10 protein-coding genes are annotated in these 22,198 nt (G+C 47.0%); 9 read left to right on the plus strand and 1 reads right to left on the minus strand.

Going from position 1 to position 22,198, the window contains the following annotated elements; translation table 11 throughout:
* Positions 1 to 8 precede the first annotated feature (8 nt).
* The gene (locus ACXAGP_RS04220) at positions 9 to 2,192 is read left to right on the plus strand and encodes an ATP-binding protein (protein ID WP_475259750.1); all 2,184 of its coding nucleotides are present in this window, start codon (positions 9 to 11) and stop codon (positions 2,190 to 2,192) included.
* On the opposite strand, the gene ACXAGP_RS04225 is transcribed toward ACXAGP_RS04220, so the two are convergent.
* A complete protein-coding gene (locus ACXAGP_RS04225; protein ID WP_475259752.1) occupies positions 2,177 to 3,304 on the minus strand; it encodes a succinylglutamate desuccinylase/aspartoacylase family protein in 1,128 nt (375 codons plus the stop codon). The two genes, ACXAGP_RS04220 and ACXAGP_RS04225, sit on opposite strands and share 16 nt — an antisense overlap.
* Positions 3,305 to 3,545: 241 nt before the next feature.
* Here ACXAGP_RS04225 and ACXAGP_RS04230 point away from each other — a divergent pair, with 241 nt between their 5' ends.
* The 8 genes from ACXAGP_RS04230 (at position 3,546) to ACXAGP_RS04265 (ending at position 22,186) form a co-directional block, all read left to right on the plus strand.
* Positions 3,546 to 4,037: a GAF domain-containing protein gene (locus tag ACXAGP_RS04230; RefSeq protein WP_475259753.1), complete on the plus strand. Its 492-nt coding sequence runs from the start codon at positions 3,546 to 3,548 to the stop codon at positions 4,035 to 4,037.
* A gap of 72 nt (positions 4,038 to 4,109) precedes the next feature.
* Positions 4,110 to 6,773, plus strand: coding sequence for a hypothetical protein (locus ACXAGP_RS04235; protein ID WP_475259754.1), 2,664 nt, complete (start codon positions 4,110 to 4,112; stop codon positions 6,771 to 6,773).
* Entirely contained in the window at positions 6,766 to 7,137 is a 372-nt protein-coding gene (locus ACXAGP_RS04240) for a response regulator (RefSeq protein ID WP_475259755.1), read from the plus strand. Before ACXAGP_RS04235 ends, ACXAGP_RS04240 begins: the two co-directional genes overlap by 8 nt.
* Entirely contained in the window at positions 7,130 to 10,321 is a 3,192-nt protein-coding gene (locus ACXAGP_RS04245; RefSeq protein WP_475259756.1) for a poly-gamma-glutamate biosynthesis protein PgsC/CapC, read from the plus strand. The genes ACXAGP_RS04240 and ACXAGP_RS04245 overlap by 8 nt, the downstream gene beginning before the upstream one ends.
* Positions 10,318 to 12,726, plus strand: a complete 2,409-nt coding sequence (locus ACXAGP_RS04250; protein ID WP_475259757.1) for a hypothetical protein — start codon at positions 10,318 to 10,320, stop codon at positions 12,724 to 12,726. Before ACXAGP_RS04245 ends, ACXAGP_RS04250 begins: the two co-directional genes overlap by 4 nt.
* Positions 12,726 to 13,514 carry a hypothetical protein gene (locus tag ACXAGP_RS04255; RefSeq protein ID WP_475259758.1) on the plus strand — a complete coding sequence of 263 codons (789 nt, stop codon included), beginning with the start codon at positions 12,726 to 12,728 and terminating at the stop codon, positions 13,512 to 13,514. The genes ACXAGP_RS04250 and ACXAGP_RS04255 overlap by 1 nt, the downstream gene beginning before the upstream one ends.
* A complete protein-coding gene (locus ACXAGP_RS04260; protein WP_475259760.1) occupies positions 13,499 to 18,142 on the plus strand; it encodes a hypothetical protein in 4,644 nt (1,547 codons plus the stop codon). The genes ACXAGP_RS04255 and ACXAGP_RS04260 overlap by 16 nt, the downstream gene beginning before the upstream one ends.
* Positions 18,143 to 22,186, plus strand: coding sequence for a hypothetical protein (locus ACXAGP_RS04265; RefSeq protein WP_475259761.1), 4,044 nt, complete (start codon positions 18,143 to 18,145; stop codon positions 22,184 to 22,186).
* The last annotated feature ends 12 nt before the right edge of the window (positions 22,187 to 22,198 follow it).

The following is a 22,198-nucleotide window of genomic DNA, read 5'->3' on the forward strand; positions in this document are numbered from 1 at the left end:
AATACAGCATGGACGCCATTCAACGCCACCTCTCCAGCCGAGCCACTATATTTGGCTTGGTTGCCTTGGCTCTGTTGATAAAAACATCAATGGTGGTACTTGGCTATCAACACGTCAAACAGCTAGAACAAGACTGGAAAGAGTTTGCCAATTTTGAGTGGCAAGTGGGGCAAACGTTGCGCACCGTTTCCGATGCATTTGGATACGGCGGATATATCCATCAATTTAAAAATATCGTTTTGCGCGCAGAGCAGGAGCGTTTTGCTTACCTCAACGACTCAGGACAAATGCTGCAAAGCGGTTTGCAGACGTTGAACAGCACGTGGAGAAATCCACGAGTTAAACAAGCTATCGCAGAAATTCAAACTGTATTTAACCAATATCGCCAAAAGGAACAATACCTATATAGCCGCTCACACTTATCCCCAAGTGAATTAGACGCTTTAGTCCAGGTAGATGATACACCAGCGCTAGCGGCGTTCTCAAAGCTTCGGATGCTATTTCAGGAAGAACTCTTTGAGCGCAGAGAGACATTAAATTCAGATATTGAAACAGCCGTTATATTGCTGTTTTTCTGGCTCTGCGGCTTCCTCTTATACATTTTTCTCGGCTGGATTTGTTATCACTTCATTCGTCGTCATGAATCTGATTCTATCCAGATGCAGGCGCTGGCTGCTCGCTTGAATGTGATCATTAACCACTCGCCAAATGCCCTACTGGTGGCCAATAATAACGGCAAAATACTCACCGCCTCTGAAAAAACGTTTGATGTATTTAAAACCTCAAGAGATCAGTTTATAGGTACCCAGGTAGAGCAATGGATACCGGAACGATTTCGCAGCGGACACCAGCAAAAGCGCAAGCTGTTTATGGAAAACCAAGGTACTCGTGGCATGGATGATCGCGAGGATTTGTTGGCCCTTGATGGCAAAGGTAATGAAATCCCGGTCAAGATCACCATATCCAGCGTGCAACACGAAAGTGAGTCATTTGTCGTTGCCTGTGTCCAGGAGTTACTTCAGCTTAAGAAAGAAGAGCAGCAAAAAATGCAGCATCAACGTTTAGAAGCCGTTGGTCGTTTAACAGCAGGAGTCGCCCACGACTTTAATAACATGCTAGCGATTATTGTAGGCAATGCGGAAGTTGCAGAGCTGTGCGCAGACGAAAAGGACATGGATTTGAATGAAAGCCTTGCGATTATCAAGCAAGCGGCGAATAACGCCGCAGAACTCACCTCGAAATTATTGGTATTTAGTCGAGAACAGCCTCTACACTCCAGCCGCGTGGACATAACGCAGGCACTTCACGAATTACAATCCTTGCTCAATCGCGTTATGGGCGAAGATATTGGGATTAATGTTACTATCGCGGAAGGTTTGTGGCCTTGTTTTCTGGACAAAGTGCACCTGGAAAGTGCTCTAATGAATATCGCGATTAATGCCAAAAATGCCATGCCCAGGGGGGGACATTTTGATATTTCAGCAGCCAACTGCGTAATTACCGCGGAGCAAAAGCTGGACAATGTAGGGCTGCAACTCAACGCTGGTGAATACGTGGTGATAACATTGATGGACACCGGCACAGGTATACCAGACGCCGTCTTGTCGAAAATATACGATCCATTTTTCACCCTAGATAACAACAAAGGCTCAGGCCTGGGGCTTAGCTTAGTATATGGATTTATCAAACAATCCGGTGGCTTTATTGAAGTTGATAGTGAAGAGAACCGAGGCACGCGCTTTACGCTTTTTTTACCCCACTATTGTGAACCCGATACCGCACCCACTGCCTTAAAGCATACTCTCGCGAAATTTGAAGAGCTTAAAGACAAACGGATTCTGGTTATTGAAGATGAAGAGCCAGTCAGGGTTATTGCGACAAAACTGTTTAAATTGGCCGGCTGCCTGGTTTTTGCCGCCGAAGATCGCCAGGAGGCATTGGCAATTGCCAATCAAGAGTCATTGGATGTCATTTTCAGTGATGTCGTTTTGCAACAGGGAGACAACGGATTTGCGATTTGTGCTGAGATTAAAAAATTACAACCAGAGGTAAAACTCGTTTTCGCTTCGGGTTACTTTAGTGAGGACCTTAAAGCCCGCCAATATCTGGTAGATGATGTCAAAATTCTCAAAAAACCCTACACAAGGGAGCAGGTTTATCAGGCTATTTGTGAATCCTATAAATCAAAATAATGAGTAAAACACTTATACAACTGCGTTCCCCCCAACACACTTGCTGACGGAAAATGCAAAATCGGGATCAGATCACAGGGGGCACTGATCTCACCCACAGCTCTATTGTCTTCCAGTTCATCAACATTGAGTACGCGAGCCAACAATTCGTGCTTTTTCACCATTTGACCGGGCTTTGCCAGATACTCCACGATACCGCCCTGCTGACTGAATAAGATTTTATAATCTCGCAAGAAAACCGCGTGGCGCTGCATCACATCTGGGGTAAATAATGGCTCGGTAAAACAGCCCTTTGCAGAAAGATAGCTGAGTATACTGCGGGCATCGTGCTCACCCGCGTTAAAATCAATCACCTCTTGCGAACCCATTTCGACAGTAAAGGCTTCCACCCCAAACTGCCATTGTCTTTCGGGGTATTTTTGTTGCAGCTGTTCGCTAAGCGTCCACCAAGGGCAAAAGGTGGCTTCATCCAGTGCTCCTGCAAACTTATTTGGGATCAGGATCACATGGGGAATGTTGAAGAATTTTGCCGACTCGCGGGCGTATTCAGGCACATAAATATGGCGGGTAGAGACAGGGCCATTGTGTAAGTCCAGTACAATATCCGCATCAAAAGCGAAGCGTTGCAGCTTTAAATTCAACTGTTGTGCCAGTCCCACGCCCCATTCAGAGGCAAGAACGGCATCAATCCCTTGCTTAATATGATCGCGAAATAGCCCCTTTAACTCCGCCATATCCGCTTTGGGATCCACTTGTTCAACAAAGCTATCCAGCAATCCCTGGTCGAAATGATAGGCGCGATTCCAGTTTTGCCCATTGACCGGGTCAAAACGGCCCAAGGTGTATTCGCCTGATTTCAGGTTACTGCCCACTGGATTGCAGTTGGGTACCAATATAATTTCACCTTTCAGTGGCGTACTCTGCAAAGCCTGAATCAAATGATAAATCACTACGTTGCCTTGTACTTCGGCACCGTGGATCGAGCTTTGTACATACACTTTTGGACCGGGTAAATCACTTTTAAAACGGTAAACAGGTACATTGAGATTGCGGCCTGAAGCATTTTGGGCCACAACCAGATATTCTTTGTTAAACTTTACCTTGGGTTCCATCAATTTCTTCCAGTCTCTGTCAGCTATGCGCTTTCACAATTAATGTACTAAAAAAGTAGCAACAGACTACATTAGTCAGTAACTCGGTGCATCAATATACAACATCCGTTTCAAAACTGGTCAAATTACCTATGCATTTCATCCAAAAGTTGTATTTGAGCGTAGCAGTGGTTCTGGCAAGCTAAGCTGGCTGGTCTAGAATAAACTTGTAATCCAATTATTAAGGATAAGGCAGTACTCAGTGATAAAACCCGATATTCCCAAAAATGAAACCCAGCGCATGGAAATGGTCAATCAGTTGCAAATTCTCGACACTGCCCCTGACGCTCAGTTGGATAAAATCACTACCGAAACAAAGGAGTGGTTTAACGTGCCTATTTGTCTGCTGACGATCGTGGATACTAATCGTCAGTGGTTTAAATCGAATGTTGGGTTAGATGCCTGCGAAACTGACAGAGACGTGTCTTTTTGCGGTCACGCCATCAATTATGACGAGACCTTGTATGTGCCTGATGCTCAAGAGGATTTTCGCTTTAAAACTAACCCACTGGTCACAGGTGAACCCCATATTCGTTTTTATGCTGGCGCACCTTTGATCATGAAACCAGATTTACGCATCGGGACTTTATGCATCATCGACAGAGAGCCCAAAGAGTTAAATGACGAGCAATTAGCGAAACTGCGTGAGTACGCCGACAGGCTACAAGATTTGCTTTGGCAGATAGCCAACTAGTACGCAAGTTTATATAAATTCTGCCAATCGCCTAAACTGCCCAAAAAAACCATAACAATAGGGGGTTCTTGATTGAAATTGAGCAAAGACACCGGGATATGGCTAACGCTCACCTGCACAATCGTACTAACAGTTGTATTAATGTTGCAGTTCAGTGGCCTGTCTTTACTGACCAACATCAAACTTCAGGAGTACCTGACTCAGAGTAACACTGAGACTCAAGCCGGATTTGTGATTGTCAGTCTTGATGAGCCCCTCTCCAACGAAGCTCAGGCTTTAGTTGCAGAGATAACCGAGCAGAGCAGCGGCCGGTTATTTTGGGTATTACCTGATGAACCAATATCACCTGAGATTCAATCGAAGCTTGAGCAGTTTTCCTTCAACACCATCAAAATCCCCAGCACCCACTTCTCGCCAGATGGCCAATTGCATTATGTACAACACAGTCAATGGCAGCCCACAGCAGGATATCTTATCCAACCGGAATTACTCAATGGCATGGCCAGAACCCTGCCTTTAATGGGCCACTCAAATACAGATGCATTAAAATCGCCATTGGCTTCGCTGCACCCGAGCCTGACGGAGCCACAACTACCAGCGCAATTTATCGATTTTTCAGCAGTCTCGCTAAACTCCCCTATTATCACCTCCACGTTGCTGCAAGAATCCGATGTGGTTGGACGCTTACAGCAGGGCAAAGATGTTTATTTCATTACTGGCTTGGAGCTGCAGCACTTTGCCTTACAAGTACCACAGCACCCAAACCATTTAGGTTGGCATTTATTGCAATTCCACGCAGGCGCACTGCTTGCCTGGGAATCTGGCGATGTCTCTATAGAACTGCCGCTGTGGTTACGCCTCTGCCTGGTGCTGGTATTCTGCGCCGGATTATTCATATTGTTCTTTTATAGCTCGCCTGTCACTAAACAAAATCGGGTATTCGCTACCGGTGCGTTGCTGGTTTTACTATGTGTGCCGCTGTGCTTGGTATTGAGAGTGATTCCGCCTTTTGCAGAGCTGTTTAGCGGCTGGATAGTGATGATATCCAGTTTGCACTGGCTTATTATCCGAGCAAAAAACCTCTCCCTACATCATCTCGAAGAGCAGCTTAAATCTGTCATTAGCAATTTGTCGGCGCATCAAGACCACGATGCCTTCTGGCAAAAAATAGCGGGTATGGTGACTCAAAATCTGCAACTGGAACGTTGCATATTTTTAGAGATAACCGACGACGCTAATCGCCTGAAGGAAATTTCAGCGGTGAACTGCAGCCTGCTAGATATCGACGAAATGCGGCGCGATATGCGACGAGAGCCTTGGTTACAGGCCATTCAAGATAAACAAGCCGTGCGCTGTTCCAGATCCTTTTTTAAGAATCGACAAGAGAACGAAACAGAAATTCTGGTGCCTTTTTACCGCAGTACTCAAATTCTGGGCTTTTGGGCGCTCACCACGATGGAACAAGAACCACAGAAAATGACGGCGCTGTTTGAACAAATTAACCTGTTTGCATTGCAAATCAGCACATTACTGCACTTGCAACAACAAACGGAACAGAGCCGCTATGCACAGCGACGCCTACATCAGCAACTGGGCAACGAGCAGAATCAGCGCTTGCAAGCCATTCAAACCGGTACAGGTCAGTTATTAACACAGCTAAATTTTCAGCGTTCTTTACAAAACTCCACCTCATCACCGCTTATCGTGTTTGATATTTTTGGTCGAGTTGCTCATCGCAACGACGCCATGCAACGCTTCGCCCAGCGCAATAATCTGGATATTGAAAACAGCAGTGTCTTGGGCTTTTTAAAACAGATTTTGCACTTAAGTGACGACAGCATGAAAAACCTCATTCGGCAGATTACCTTGCAGCAAAAGCGTCAAAGTGTGCGGCAGTTTGTCAATATTGAAGGGCAGAGATACATCACCGTTATCTCGGCCACTAACCACAGCGGTAATGCGCAGCAACAACAAGAGCTGCATCTCAATCTAAATGGTATTCTGGTGGAAATTATCAGCCTAAAAGACCTACAGGCCTATCTGCAAATTGAGCGGGGGCTATATGATAATTATCTGATACATATCAAAAATCACCTTTCCACACTGCAAATGGGACTGTTACAAATTGAACGTAAAGCGCAAGACCCCTTCATCAATCAGCTTGCTACCTATCTAAACATCGAGCTGAAAAAAGCCGCCGATAGCACCCGCCGCACTCACTTCTTCATGAACCGTCTGAGTGTGCGAGAAGACATTAACATGATCCCATTCAATCCGCTGGAATTATTAGCAACGCATATCCAAAGTAAACGGAAAAGTGCTGCCAGCAACGTGTTTTGGCGGGACGTAACCTTTGATGTCAATGTACCCTCTTATGTCATTCTTGGGCTGGGTTCACCGGATGCGTTTACGCAGCTGATAAAAAGCGGCATTAAATTGATGGCAGATGACGCTATTGCGCCGAAACATATAAACATCATCGCCAAACACCTGAAACGCGATGACACAGACGTGTTGTATATCAAAATTGAGAGTGAAGGCTACGGGCTGCCCAATCAAGAACTGCAAAAACTTTATCAACAAAATGCCCTGTTGGGTGAGCAAAACCTGCTATCTGATTTATTGGTGGCGCTTAAAACCGCGAAAGATGCCAACATGGACTGTCGTCTCAAATCTCGTGTTGGCAAAGGCTATCGTTTATCCATATTAATTGAGGGGATAAATCTCAATGAGTGACAACAATAAAACCGTATTATTGGTGGAAGACCAACCTATGCTGGCCATGATGACCAAGATGTGGTTGAACGATTTGGGACTGAACGTGGTCACTTCTGACAACGGATTATTGGCCAAGCAATTACTGGAGAGTCAGCAATTTTCCTTTATTGTCACCGACCTGGTAATGCCTAAATTGGATGGTGCTGGCTTGTTGGATTGGATGCAAGAACAGGGGATCACCACACCAACCATTGTGGTTACGGGCATCAATAACGATGAAGAGTTACGCAAAATACGCGCCGTGCCCTTTGTAAAAGCGGTGTTGGAAAAGCCGCTTACACCCGACCAACTTATTGAGGCGCAAACGCTACTAAATGCCTGACTTTCTGCAACTCAGTCTGTTTCCCGCCGGTGCATTACAGAGCTCTGTAATTACCACTGTGTGGGTGGGCGTCTGTGTGGTTGTTTTCCTCAACGCCCGATTTGGCACCACCTTAGCCGGCCTGGTAGTACCGGGCTATTTGGTACCTTTATTCTTTGTCAAACCCGCCAGCGCCATTGTAGTACTTGTGGAAGCTTACATTACCTATGGTTTAGCTTGGCTGTTAGCCAATAAACTGCTGGTGCGTTTCGGCTATTCTGAGATGTTTGGTCGAGACCGCTTTTTCGCGTTAATACTACTTTCGGTGCTGGTGCGAATTTGCCTCGACTTTTTTCTGCTCCCATTGCTGATAGCCTCCTCGGGCGACCTATTTGCCCAATACGACTTACAAAACAATCTGCAAAGCTTTGGCTTGATAATAGTGGCCTTGATTGCCAATCAAATGTGGATGGGTGGTGTTGTTAAAGGCAGCAAAGCGCTGTTTTTATACCTGGGTTTAACCTTCGTTATTATCAACTGGCTGCTCATTCCGCTGACGAATTTCAATATTGGTGGCCTGAATTACATGTACGAAGACCTGGCCACCTCTTTGCTGTCCAGCCCTAAGGCATACATCATCTTGCTCACCACCGCCTTTATTGCTTCGCGTATGAACTTGCAGTTTGGCTGGGAGTTCAACGGCATTCTCATCCCTGCGCTACTGGCGTTACAGTGGTATCAGCCCGAGAAGCTGCTATTCACCTTTGTTGAAGCCGCCGTTATTTTATTCCTCGGTATCATGGCCCTGCGCACTCCACTGCTACGCGGTATCACCTTTGAGGGGGGGCGACTGCTGCTGTTGTTTTTCAATATTGGTTTCGCCTACAAAATCCTGCTGGGATTCGCCTTAATTGAGTATTTACCCACGGCCAAGATTTCCGATTATTTTGGTTTTGGTTACATCGTGAGTACCTTGATAGCCGTCAAAGTCTACCAGAAACAAATTGCCCTGAAGATGGCTGTAAGTACGGTTTTTACCTCGTTCGTAGGGATTTCCATGGCCACCGTTGCAGGTTTTGCCCTCACCTTTGTTGGCGACAAATCCCCCGCAGTTGAAAACGCCTCCAATTTGCGCAGCGCCGTATTAAGCCAACAAAGTGTCCAGGAAATTTACGCTGAAATACGGCCAGTTTCATTCTTCTCAGAGGTCAAACCCACCGAGGGAGATGAACAAGAAAGACAAATGTTTATGCAAATCTTAAACGCCCTGAAACATGCCAGTCCCGAAAACATTTCTGCGATATTGCCCACCCTCGAAGAGCAGGCTGAACAGAGCGATATTGATATTTGGTTACTGGGCACAAAACAGTTGGTTTTGCACAAAGAGGGCATCGGCTTTTACGCCATCAATTTGCAACCTGAGTCTGAACTGGTCATTGAAGTCACTCGCGCAAGGGCGGAATTAGGTGCCGCCACATTTGGCCTGGCATTGTTTCAAAAGACACACGCGAAGGCCCTGTTTATCGATTTGTCTTATCAACTACAAAACTCAGGTGAGTACCTGTTTGACTCAGATCTTGATGAAGGCTTCTTCCAGGCTGCTCACGAAACCTTTAGTCAGCACAACGTGTTGCAAATTCGCGGTGCGTTAAAAATCACCGAACAACGCAAACGCTTAAAACGAGAACAAGATACGGATGCCAGTATGTTGACGGTGTTGCGCACTTTACCTGAAGCGCTGCCCGTAGGGTTACTCAGTAATGTGGTCAGCGATCTCAATATTCAGTGGCGCTCACAGGGCAGCTCGCCTCAGTGGCAGCACGACAAATTCGGTATTGCGGAGCTACGCTTAAACAATCGCGAAATGCGCAGCGCACTGGCGCGTATTGAGGTGTACCAGTCCACTTCCGGTGATGCACAAGTGGATCACGTTGAAGGTTATCTGATTTCCTGGTTGTTAGAGCGCAAACAATTCATTGCCCAAAAAGGCAGTAATGACTTTGTTAAACCCCAAGAGAGCCAACTTCTGTTTTGGTATCAGGACATACTTATCCCACTCATGTCCTGGCTTAGCACCTTTGAGCAGCAAGGCTGGACAGAGCAAAATCGCAACGAATTACAGCGTCTAAACTGGCAGGCTTCCAGTATTGGATACGAGTTCAGACTATTGGAGCAACCCCTCACTCAGAAACAGTTTCTTATTTTGGAAGAACAACATTTAGAAGCGGATCTGGATAATAGAAAGAATTGGGCAAGCCTGGTCATCAACTTAAATGCCAACAGTAATTACCTGGTGATGGTACCGAATCCATTTTACGACCGCACCAGCTTCGAATTTGGTGCAGCATTATTCAACAAATTACAAAGCCGATTTCTGTTGCTTTCCGGCACTCACCCTTGGGCCAACACCGACGGTAGTAGTAATGTCACCATGGCAGGCAACAAACACTCCTTATTCCACACTATGTTCATGGCCATTAGCAAAGAGTTTGATAGTCGCTCCCCCACTCCAGTACTGATGCGCGGCTTTTCTTTTCAGGAGTCCCGACCATTTCCTGAAGAACTGGCCATGGTGAGCGTGTGGCGTAACATTAACCAGTACGCTGCTGGCCCGGAAACAGACAAGCTTATGGCTGAACTACAAGATTTGGGCTTGAGCTATCGCTTTGTCAACGGTGACTTTGTCACCTCACCTTACTATCAAAGCACCAGCCAGCAAATTGATTACCTCAATTACCTGCAGCAAGAGCAGTTTATCACCCTGTGGATCAGTCCTTTGGTGAGAGACAGCTTTAAAGCAACCGACGCCATAAAAGTTGAGGAGCAGCATGCCCGCTTATTGGGTTTACCGGTTTATCGCCGAGATATCCGCAGCTTTGCCATTCAAACCCAAGGGGCTTATGCCAATGCCATCGAGCTGCATCGAGAATTACAAAGCTACGCCAGCAACCGCAATATTCACAGTCTGGCTAATGCCATCAGTCTTTATCAACAAGGGTCTTTGGCCTACCTACTGGATAGCTCCAGTCTGCAACAGTTTTTGCTACTGCTGGACGAGCAGGATAACCTTATTGCTGCCATTAATCTCAATAGTTTGAATCAGCGCCAGCTGTCCACTGCTCAGCCTGGAGCGGTCAATCAATTTATTAACGCGCGCTACTTGTGGCTGTTACCCGAGGGAATTGTGGAGGGTAATAAATCATGAGGACGTTATTAAAGGTTATCGCTTTTTTAGTCTTGCTTGGTGCAGCATTAATGACCTTGATGTCGTTGTTGAGTAGCAGTGGTCTGGAGCGAATCGCGCAACCGATCCCCGCCTCAGTAAAACTGGATATTTCCCGCAGTTACATTATTCCGCCGGAAAAAATACTGGATTACACACTCACACAATCACCGCGAAAGTTATGGATTTCCTCTGCCGCTATTCTGGACGGCAGCGATAACAAGACCGCCCGTTACCCCTACCACTTACAAGTACGGGTGGAAGACAAAGAAGGGAATACCCTGTATCAAAATCAATTTCACCACCATGCCAGAGCCACTACCAAAGTGGAGCTTAAAGTGAATGGCCAGGTGGTCCCAGAAGCGTTTTTAGCCAATGCTCAGGACAAACTCGCCGACACCGAAAATCTGCATCTCAGTCTACCACCTGGCGCCACCCGATTGGTGATTTCCCAAGTGGTGAAAAGCCCTGCAATCAAAGATGTCGCGGTCAGAGCCTATCAACATGTGCAGCGCAGTAGCCGGGTTTCTGCATTGGATTTGTGGCAACGACTGTCGCAAAAGCAGCGGGATAATCTGCTACAACACTACCCTTTTGATGTTGCGTTTTTATCCGATGAAGAAAAAGAAAATCTGGCGGAATTCCGCTGGCAGCCACTGGTGCCTGCCGGCGATGAAGGTAAGGATTATCAATCACTCTTGATTTACCGGGTACCGCAAATTGATATTGCCATAAAGCGGCACCTGCTGAGTCAATATGACCATCATAGTGATGCCTACAAACGCGTTTCCTTTCCCATTGAGTTCTCTGGCCAGTATCGACTGGAAGCCGGGCACTTATTCAAAGATAAAAAAGCCAAAATCAATATGAGTTGGTTCAACCAAAATGACAGTTGGGAAACCCGCCAGGAATTTGAATTTAGCGGCTCGCATTTTAGTCAGTCGCTGCAATTAAAGCCGGGACTGGTGACTTTTACCTCGTCACTGCCCATGTCTCTGACTTTGTTTTCCGAAACGGGTTTTTTAGAGGAACATGATCACTTTTCCCCTACAACGATTCTGCAACCAGAACAGCCGTTAAACTGGACATTGGCAGCCAAAAGTGAACTACCAACCCCCTATCAATTGCAGGTCAGAGCGTTTGCAGAGCAAGATATTGCCACAGGAAAAAATGCCGAGGTAAAAGTGGAGATATTTTCTGAGGCTAGCTTGGTTAAATCCTTATCTCTGACCCCATCCCATACACCAGAGCTAGATAGCCAACTGGCCAACGAGGAGTTTTTCAACTGGTTGGGTGAAAAGTCCACCGTCTATTTTGAGGTACCCAGCGATGCAACGCACCTGAAAGTTAGCAGCAACCAGCCAGTTTTGGCCTCACTATTTACTCGTATTGCCAGTATGCCTTCGCTGCGAACGCTACCACAAGAAAAGCGAGATTGGTATGACTATCCGGCAGGTGTCCCTGACTGGTTTGCAGTGCGTCCCGACAATTGGTCACAACACATTAACGCTGGCAACATCCGGGTACTGAAAAACTACCATAGAAGCTTGCTTAGCGAGCGTCCGCTGCAAGATCCCGATGAAACTTATCAATCCTTGTTAAACGACTTCGGCGAGCTGACACTGAGCGACCTTATGGTGGAAAACCCCTACCCAGGCCAACCTGTTAGTACAGAAGAAAATACTGCGCTTAATTTTGCTCCTTTAGCCCGGTATCCAGAATTTAAGCCAAACGATCTGCAAGGCCGTCCTACCAGCGCCAGATTATTTTTCCTCAGAGATGGGGCGGACCCCATTCAAGTGCGTTGGCGCAAAAATAGCACCGCGCAGAAGCCTTTCTGGATTGCGGGAAAATGGGGCATAGTCGATGAGTCAATACTCAATACATCCTTAACTGGCATGCTCAGTTTTGATACGCCCGGCATCACCTGGTGGCGCAACGATATGCCCAGGCAAGATACCCAATGGCAACAGCGCCGAGGACTGTTGCTTAAAAGCGGCGAAACCTTAACCATCAACAATCAAAAAGAGAGCGACCAGGAAATGCTCACCTTTGTGCTATATCAAACGGGCACAGAGCCAGTCACCCTGGATGTCAACTTGCTCAACACTTCGCGGATTGCAAACGAACAGCAAAGCAAAACTCTGTTAAAACGACGCTATCAAATACAGCCTGAAACCCTCTATAGCGGCTATCAACTATCAGGAAAACGACAACTTAAAGGCCGGCAATCTTTCTCGATATTATTGGACAAGGACCTTACCAATAGCGAACACCAGATTCAATTAAGCTTATTACAGGGGCAGGATGTTTACATTTCTATTGTAAAACGGGTAATAAAACCTACACCCATCATTGAACGCTACAGGACGGAGGTGGATCACTGATGAAACGCCTAATTACACTGTTCTTGTGCTGCCTCAGTTTTCAGCTTTATGGCGTTGAGATGAGCGCACAAGAGTATCAATCCGCCGTCGAGGATATCCGGCAAATATTGCAGTCAGGAAATACCCGCTCTCTTAGCTTGTTGTCAGCTGAACTGGAAGATGATGTTATGGTAGTGCGACCGCCTAATCCACGCCAGGGTGAGATCTGGTTGCATTGGCCTGTTACCAATAATGCCCTGCGTGTATTGCAAGTGCCCCATGGTTCTTTTGATTTACACACCCGAGAAATCGGCGAGTTATGGTTCTATAGTGATGCAACCCTGATCCCCAGACCCGATATCATCATGTTCAATACCGAACATCGCTACGAAACAAAACAAAGTGACCTGTCTCGTCTTGCCTCTAGTTTGTTTACCGCAGCGGCAGAAGCTTTTATCAAAATGCAAAAGCCTATCAGTATTGTGCAAATCCATGGCTTTAATCCCGCTCGTCGCAAATCTGACAGTGGCGAAAGCAGTGATATCATTTTAAGTAACGGTAGCCTTTACCCTGATCCCGGCACTGTCACCCGACAAAGCTGCCTGCGGGACAATGGCTCCTTACTAGCCAGGGCTTATGGGCGAGACGTGTTCGAACTCGGTGCCACCATCAACCCGGTTGGAAAGTTGCTCAGGGCACAAAAAGAACACCAGGTAAGCTTTTTGCATATTGAAATGGCAATAAACCTTCGTAAAGCGCTGCTAGTGCAGGCAATACCCAGTGAGGCAATAGCGTGTCTGTTAGATTAAGTTTCTTCCTGTTGTTGTGTTGCGTACCAGCGATTACAGCGCTGGCGACGCCAACCAGGCCACAGACAGTGGTTAACTGGGAAGCCATGGCTATTGATGGCAACATCATCAGCGAATCGCAACAAATTCTGCCCACGTTTGATCATACTGTGGCTCTGTCCAGGGATGAGCCTATTACCCTGCTACTGCAAGCTAATCGGCATCTAATGATGACCTTTTTAGACGAAGATGGTGACGCGGTTACAACGGAAAAAAGCGCATATTTTGAAATTCAGGGGTTGTTATCTGACTCCCCCGGCATTGCCCAGCAGTTGAGCTTTTCAGCTCAAAGCGCCTATCTAGCTGCCAGCCCTGTAGACCGCGTATTAGTACTCCATAGCCCGTCAAAAGAAAAACAAAAACTGCGCCTGTATATCGGTTTTGAACAGCAGTTAAGCGATCTCGCACCTATCAGTTGGTTGTCTGTGCAGCAGGGCGAGCAGCAACGAATTAGCAGTAGTCAGCACCAGCACAACGACTTTCACACGCTGGAAGCGAATAGCCATTTTGAATTGTCGCAACAAAAAGACTACTGGCTGGAAGCCATCAGTAACGACAATATGCAGTGGCGCGCACCGAGCAATCGTTTTATCAAACTCCAGACAGGTTCGCAGAAGCAACAATTTATCCCGCTTTTGGAAAATCAAACGCCTGAAAGTTTTCTACTGCCGGAATCCCCGATAAAAGCTCGCTACTTTCCGGCTTTGATCTCCACCGGGACGCAAGCAGTAAACAAGGTTAGCGTCGAATCAGGCACCCAAATGCGGGTGCAGGCAATCGATGAAGATTGGTTGTTTTCCAAAAACTTTAAGACGCTCAGCGCACCGCAAGTGGAAAAGCAAAAGGCATTGAGAGAATTACAGCAGCGTCTCGCTTCAGGAAACACCAAAGAGCAAGCCCTTCAAATACAAGCAAACAGTGACCGCCATGGCCTGTTCAATCGCTGGCAAGCTGAAAAGTCCCTGCCCGTGAATGGCAAAGAAGCTTTGACTCAACGTTTTTATGAGACAGAGCGTTTACAGTGGCAAGTGGTTCCCGATGCCCAACGACCAGATTACGCGCCTGCTAAACCAGGTATTTCCCCCAAGCCCTCTGCAATCTCCTTTACTGAGTTTAACCCAGACTCGCCTCTGTTTTTCTTCCCGGCTGGAGATCAGACAAGTAACCGCATCGCGGTAGAACTGGCAACCGATGAGACGATACAAAGTGATGCTGCCATTGAGCTTTGGATAGATGGTGAGCATTTTACGACCCTGCAATCCTTTGCTGAGCCAGCCCTGAAACCCTTTATCTTTTCTCCGGAATGGCGCTTGAATGATGACTCAGCAGCGAAACAATTAACTACCCGGTTTATTGCCCGCCAGACGCTTTATCTGCCCCCCAATTGGCAACAACTGAAGGTTCAAAGCGTCAAGGGTGTGGCACAATTGCGTTTGCGCTATCAAATCGCCGGCAGCTTGAAACTGGATGAAGAACAATGGCAATCTTGGCTTCTTTCGGCGCAAGATCAGAATAATACCGAATTTGTCGAGCAGCACCCACAGTGGCTGGAGTTTGTGCAGTACCAGAGCATTAAAGCGCAGCAATTTCAGCAACAGAAGGTGCCGCAATCCTGGCAAAAGTGGTTGCAACAAGGACAACTCCCCGGACCGCTGTTTGACCATACAATCCCGGCTTCATTGCCTCATCTACACGCCATTCAGCAGGCATTTCAACAACCCGAACTCAACACCTGGCCCTGGTGGCAGCAGCTTTACACGCATCTGGAAAATGCCGGCTGGCAGATTTATGGTGAAACTATGCTTAAAGCTCTGGTGCTGCATCATCCGGATGCCAGCATAAAAAACCAGGCTGTAGACCGGCTGCTGGCGTTATGGCGTGCACAGGATAATCTCTCTGAACAAATCAGTTTGCTTGGTTTCGTTGTGGCAGCGCCAGAATTTGACGATAACTCAAAAGCCAGTGCCCGTTTGGCATTGGCCAGCCTGTACTTGCTTAACGATAAACCGGAATACGCACTATTTATACTGAATAAAACGCCAGCCTCAGACAAAAAATTTATCTTGCTGTATCGCGCCGCACAGAAATTGGGATATCTGCAGTTTGTTCAAGCCATAGAGACTCACTACCCGGCGGTTAAAGAAGAAAATCAGCACCCTGAACAAGCTCAGCATTCCGGATTGCGCTTTATCCAGAAAATATCCAGTGCCGGAATTGTGGAGCTTTACAATTCCGAGCTCAACGTCCCACAACGCAATTATCTGGTAACCCCGGATAAACCACTGAAAATAAGCGTGAGCGAAGCGACCCGCTTGGCATTTACCACCCGACAATGGTTTACACAGGAGCATCAAAATGACGACTGGTTGACCATCAGCCACGGTGAGCAGCGCTATAAATTACCCATAAACAACAGCGATTTTCGCAGTGAGGTATTGCGCCACCAACAAGGCTCTGTGGGCAGTGGCCATAGCTTCTCCGCCTGGTTACCGGGATCCGGGGAGCTGACAATCGCCACCAGCCTGGCCCCGGTACTGGTTAACCTCCAGCAATTGTTAACTCATGAACAGCAACAGTTTACGGCGCAAACCTGCTATCGAGACAATACAGTGAGTTATCAGCACTATTGGCGACTGAGCGACGAACAACAACAATTTGAATGTCATTACTGGCAATACAAGGGACTGGACAATCGGGAATTTCAACTGCAAAGCCAATTTACCCCTACGCTAACCGAGGATATCAGTAGACTATTAAAGCAAGTGTGGCTGTTTGAACAAGAGCCTGTTCAGTCGTTATTAACCGAACTGAATGTTGCCTTAGCCAAGCTGCCTGATTCGTCGTTTAAACAACAATTAGCGCGACGCATTAATGCCACGGCAGAATGGCAGGCGCTGAACTTTCCCATTCAAACCAAAAAATTTACTTTTTACCAGGCGCCAACCAATGAACCTTTAACCCCCGACGCCGTGCGCTCTCGACTCATGTTTCTGCCTTATCAGGAAGATTGGGAAAAGCTGACCACACAATCCGCCCTGAACTATGATTTGTTGAGCAAAAAAGGCGAGTCCTATCGACTTATTGTTCGCGCCCAGCAGCATTTGTTTGCCGCTGATGCGCAAAGTCAATTGCATCTGCAAATCAATAATGAAGCACAGCCGGGCTTCCTGTTACACAGTGGTGAGCAGCGCATCATTCCCCTTACCTTGCCCGTTGGTGAGCACAAGTTAAGCCTGTCAGTGGAATCGATACAAGGACTTAGCAACGTCATTGCAAAATTGCAATTTAAGCGCCCGCAAGGACAGTGGCAAGAACAGCCACAATCACTGCGTTTGCGTTTGTTTCAAGCCGATAAGGTGGAGCCCTTTCAGGTATATTTAGAACAGGATAGTTGGTTGCGTATCGACAGTTTCAATCAGCAAGGTCTCGCCCGTCATCAATATATGCTGGCTCCACAGGGCTTGTTTAGCTGGTTTGATGAAGCCAAAGACTATGTCGGACATCGCATCTCTTTGCTGCGCTTAGCGAATTCCTCAGAAATTCCTGAGGCGAGTCCTGCACTTGCAGCTCAAAATACCACACTGGATCTGTACCCTGACGCAGAATTACAAGGCCACCACATCGTTTTACGAAGCAGACTGAATGTGCCCGAGTCCCATAAAGACCAGACTTGGGGAGCAGAACTCTCCACTCAGCAACGCCGCTCAGCCACTGAGGATGTCAGTCGCAATAATCGTTATCAACAATTGAGATTGTTTATACAAGACAGTGACGCTAACCACCGCACCTATTTGAGTAGCGAATTGGCTTTGCGTCGTTACGATTCACAATTACGTGAAAGCCTGCACCTTGAGCTTAATTGGTGGGATACCCAATGGTTAGACAATCTCGATTTGCGCTTGAGTGCCCGCATTAATGGACAACAAGGTCTGGAAAACAAAGATTGGGCATGGTCAGCACGGGTTAGTGCCGATACTCACTGGCAATACAGTATTAATCAGCGTTTGTTCAATCGTTTTAGTGTCGGTGTATTCGCTAACATCCTCAATGAAGGTCGCGATCCATTGCAATATGCCAGTGCCGTTTATAGCCAATACAAGCTTGACCACAGGCATGGCTTGCGCGCCTCTGAGACGCTGCGCTACAAGTGGTATCACGATCTGGAAAGCTGGGCACAGTTAGCCGTTACCAGTAATGAACTCTCAGACAAAGAGTTACTGGACAATGGTTTTATCCAGTTGGGTACGCGAATTTATTATCAGGGCATTAGCGCTGATCTTGCCTGGCGCTGGCAGAAATACTTCAAAGATACGCACCGCCAAAATAGCAGCATTGATAATCGCTTAGGGGTGGGTGTTGAGTGGTTCAGCTGGCATTCGCAAAACCACTGGCGACTGCGCATGGGCTTCGAACGCAACCTGAGCAATAATGAAAACTACTGGAGCATCAGAATTGGCTACCTTGCTGCTGGTCACCGCTTGATTGATGATTACCAACCGCAATCTGTAGCATTTGGTCCCTTAAGACAGCAAGAGGCACTTCTGGAAACACTCGAATCAACTGGCCATGCTGGCGGGCAGGAACACTAAATGGCGAAGAACGGTAGTCATCAGGAAATATTAGCCACCGGATTAAGTATCTTCTGGCAACGAACCTATCGGCAATACCTGACTGAGCTGGCTCAAAAATGGCTGAAAAACGCCGACAACAGCCTTCCCCCTGATGCTCCAACAAACCTTTTTAAAGGCATAAGGTTGCTGAGTGAACAACTCAACGAGTGCGGTGCCCGCCTGGATTCACTGCGCAGTCGTTACCGCATATTCCACACCGAAATTAGTCAGGAAACCAGTGAAACTGGCCGCCGGGAACTATTGCTGGAGTTTTGCCAATACCTGGGCAGTTCCAACCTCAGGAATGATCGCAAAGCGTTAAAACGCTATCTTGATGAAGATGCCGTCACCGAGCGTTGGCAAAGTCGCCTAAAGGACCAGGAATATTTTGCCAGCTTTTTAATGGGGCGGATCTCCGCTTTGTTTGATTTGTTGGCCTTTTCAGCGGCAGCGGACAAAATATTAGTATCCTGGCAAGAGCTCACCATTGAAGCTTTGTTAACCCCCTGGATTCGGTATAGCAGCGAACCCAAAGTGCAATTAGCGGCATTTAAGAGCCTCAGTAGTATGCTCACCTCACTGCACAGCCAGGATCCACACATCCTGAGCTCTGAGCTATTGCGTTATACCTATCGCTTTTCTCTGGATAAAGAACAGCAGCCGGAGCTGCAAATCGAGGCACTAAACCTGTTAGCCGTCGCGGATATCAATAAGGCCATCAACCTGATTGATACCCGTATCAATCGCGAAGACGAACAAGATCAGATATTTTTTCGCGCCGCCATTGCCGATGTGATTTCCCTGCATTATCTCAATAAACCTGAAATCTTCGAGTTAACCGAGCAACTCATTCAGGACCCTAGCCCCACCGTCAGACAAAGTATTATCCGGGTGTTACCTGTATGTGATGATGAAAAAAAGATCACTTCGATACTGTTGCGTTTATCCAAAGACGAGAGCGACGCGGTGTATTGCTATCTGGTATCACAGCTGCCTTATATTCAACATTCGCAGTTAATTTTTGCTTTTATTCTCAATGAATTAAAACACGCCTCCTCACTTTTACGCTTCAAGGCGTTGTGCCGGGGCTTGGTGAGTCTGGTGGGGATATTGTCAGGTAATACCAAAGAGCGAGATACACTGGAACAGCGCTGCAATGACGTATTAAATCAGGTTATCGCCAGCACCGAGTCACCACGCCTGCAATATCTGGCACTGGAAGCCAGAGAAAAGGTGTGGGCAACCTTACAATCGGATCTGAAAAAAGCCCTGACCCCACTGTTAAAAGAACGCAAAAAATCGGTGGCCCTCAATGCAGAGCAACAACAACTATTGGCCAGCGATGAAGGAAAACGCTGGCTGGCTGCCAATATTGGCCACAGATTTACCATTCAGGTACAAAAACAAAAGATATTAAACGACACCCGAATGGGCTTTCGGTTGTGGCGCTTTTTATACGAGTTCAGACATCCAGCAACGGATAAACGTCAACACCACAGTCATGTCACCGGCAGGCTGTATCAGAGCCACGATATTATTCCCTCTGGTCAGCTGGCGGAAGTCAGTCAAACCACGGTTCCGGGTGAACCTTTACACATGGCTGAAGAAGGTCATTGGCGCCCCTTTTTACCCTTGCTTGATCAGGTTATTTCGGCACTGCAAAAAGGCTTAACCGGCAAAGTCACGACTTTGTATCACGTTGCCGGAAAAACAGAAATAACGCCCCCCAAGGATCTGTTTAAAAATCTCATGGCCAGATTGAAACTGAGCTTTCGCTTTAAGTATTTTGCAGAGCTGCGCAATCGCGCGTGGGATAGTGATGCGCCAGACCGTTACGTACGCGAATTGGAAAAACTGGGTATCGGCATCAAGTGCAATGGCTACCCGGTGAAAAGCGATGCAGCGCCACAAACTCAAGTACCGGCGGTAAGCCGCTTTTTCGATATCGCAGTGCCCATCACGCTTATCCAGTTTTATCAGGATTTTCAGCGCTATTTTGTTTCGGTATATCAAAACACCATTCAACACATTTTGTTGTTTTCCCTGTTTATGCTGGCCTTGTTTTGGGGTAATCACGCATTGCTGGGGCAACGCATCAAATCGGCCCGTAAACAAATCCCCATTACCATTGGAGGCTGGGGCACCAGAGGGAAATCCGGTACTGAAAGACTAAAATCGGCCTTGGTGAACTCCGTTGGCCTGGCCACCATGTCAAAAACCACCGGCTGTGAAGCCATGTTTTTGTATGCCACCCGCTACGGACAACTTCAAGAAATGTTTCTGTTCCGCCCCTATGACAAAGCCACTATTTGGGAGCAGACCTTTGTTACCCGGCTGGCGGCGAAACTCAAAGCCGATACCTTGTGCTGGGAGTGTATGGGGTTAACGCCACGCTATATTGATATATTGCAGCAACAGTGGATGCAGGATGACATGGTGACTATCACCAATTGTTTTCCCGATCACGAAGATCTGCAGGGGCCGGCCGGTATCGATGTCCCCCAGGTGATTGCCAAGTTTATTCCGCAAAAATCCAAGGTCTGGACCTCTGAAGAAAATATGTTGGCCTACCTGGAAAAAGAAGCCATTGAAAAGGATGCGCAACTCACACCTGTAGACTGGTTAGAAATCGCCACCATCCCTGAAGACCTGCTGGAGCGATTCCCCTATCAAGAGCACCCAGCTAATATCGCATTGGTAGCCAAAATGGCAGAAGAAATACAAATGTCACGGATAATGGCTATCAAAGAAATGGCTGACCGCGTGGTGCCTGACATTGGGGTGCTACAGGTATTTCCCTATACTGAGGTAGCGGGTAGAAAAATGCGTTTTATTAACGGCATGTCCGCCAATGAGCGTTATGGTGCCCTGGCCAATTGGGAGCGCTTGGGCTATACCGACAGAAAACAACAGCTCAGCGGTGACCTGCAACTTGTTACTGTTCTCAACAACCGTGCAGATCGCGTTCCCCGCAGTAAAGTGTTTGCGCGACTGATCGCTTTTGATTTTTCCGCCAGAGTACACTTTGTCATTGGCAATAATCTCAACGGTTTCCAGCAGTTTGCTGAAGAAGCCTTCGCTGAGAGGCTAGAGAGTAATCTCAATATTGCCGGGCAACCTCAGGAATATATTCAACAATTTCAGTCCTTGTTGCGTTTTTTATTGCTACCAGAGGATATCGAACAACTGGAAAGCTATTTGCAAAAACTTTGCGCCGGTCAACTTCCCCCTTGCGCTGGTGACATTAAGCTTATTGAGTCTAAATTGCAGGAGATACCAGCCACACAGCTGGATGGCAGCACCAAAGCTCATGCCCAAGAACTGCTAAAACAATTTAGCGAAGCTCAGACACTGTTGCAAAACCTGTCCTCAGGAGGTCAAGTAACAACAACCTCTCACGAGGCCGTTACTGAATTCTTAACGGCTATTTTTGTGCAAAAAATACAGTTAGTGGATGACTATCACATCAGAGGTAACGAGCTTAATATGCACATCGCACAACAGATACCCGGTAATATTCAGACCGATATTTTGGGATTGCAAAACATCAAAGGGCCTGGCCTTGATTTTGTTTACAGCTGGCAGCAGTGGCAAAGAGTCGAGATGCTTACCCGCAATATAACAACTCAATACGGTGAAGCATTGGGTCAATCACTAAAAGAACTGGCTTCCTTACCGGTTTATTCCCACCTCGATCGCACCGCAGTTGAACAATGCATCGAGATACTCAGTAAAGCGCAATCGTCACTGCATGAAGACAGCCGCTATGATCTGGAGAAGATTCGGAAAAACCTGCAGCAAGAAGATGATGATAAACCCCCTCAAGTTGAAAATAACCGGATATGGCAATTTTTCCTACATCAACTAGAAGAGGTAGTAGACGTGTTTGATGCCGTACTTAGAGGCCGAAAAGCGAAACAAATCTTAATCGACCTTGCAGCGCAACGTATCAGTTTGAAAAAAGCCGCCTGGATACTCAAAACGCTTAATAAACGCCAAAAAGGGGGCTGGCTAGGTCGGTAAATAACAAACATG

The organism is Planctobacterium sp. AWM4_229 (assembly GCF_056160305.1).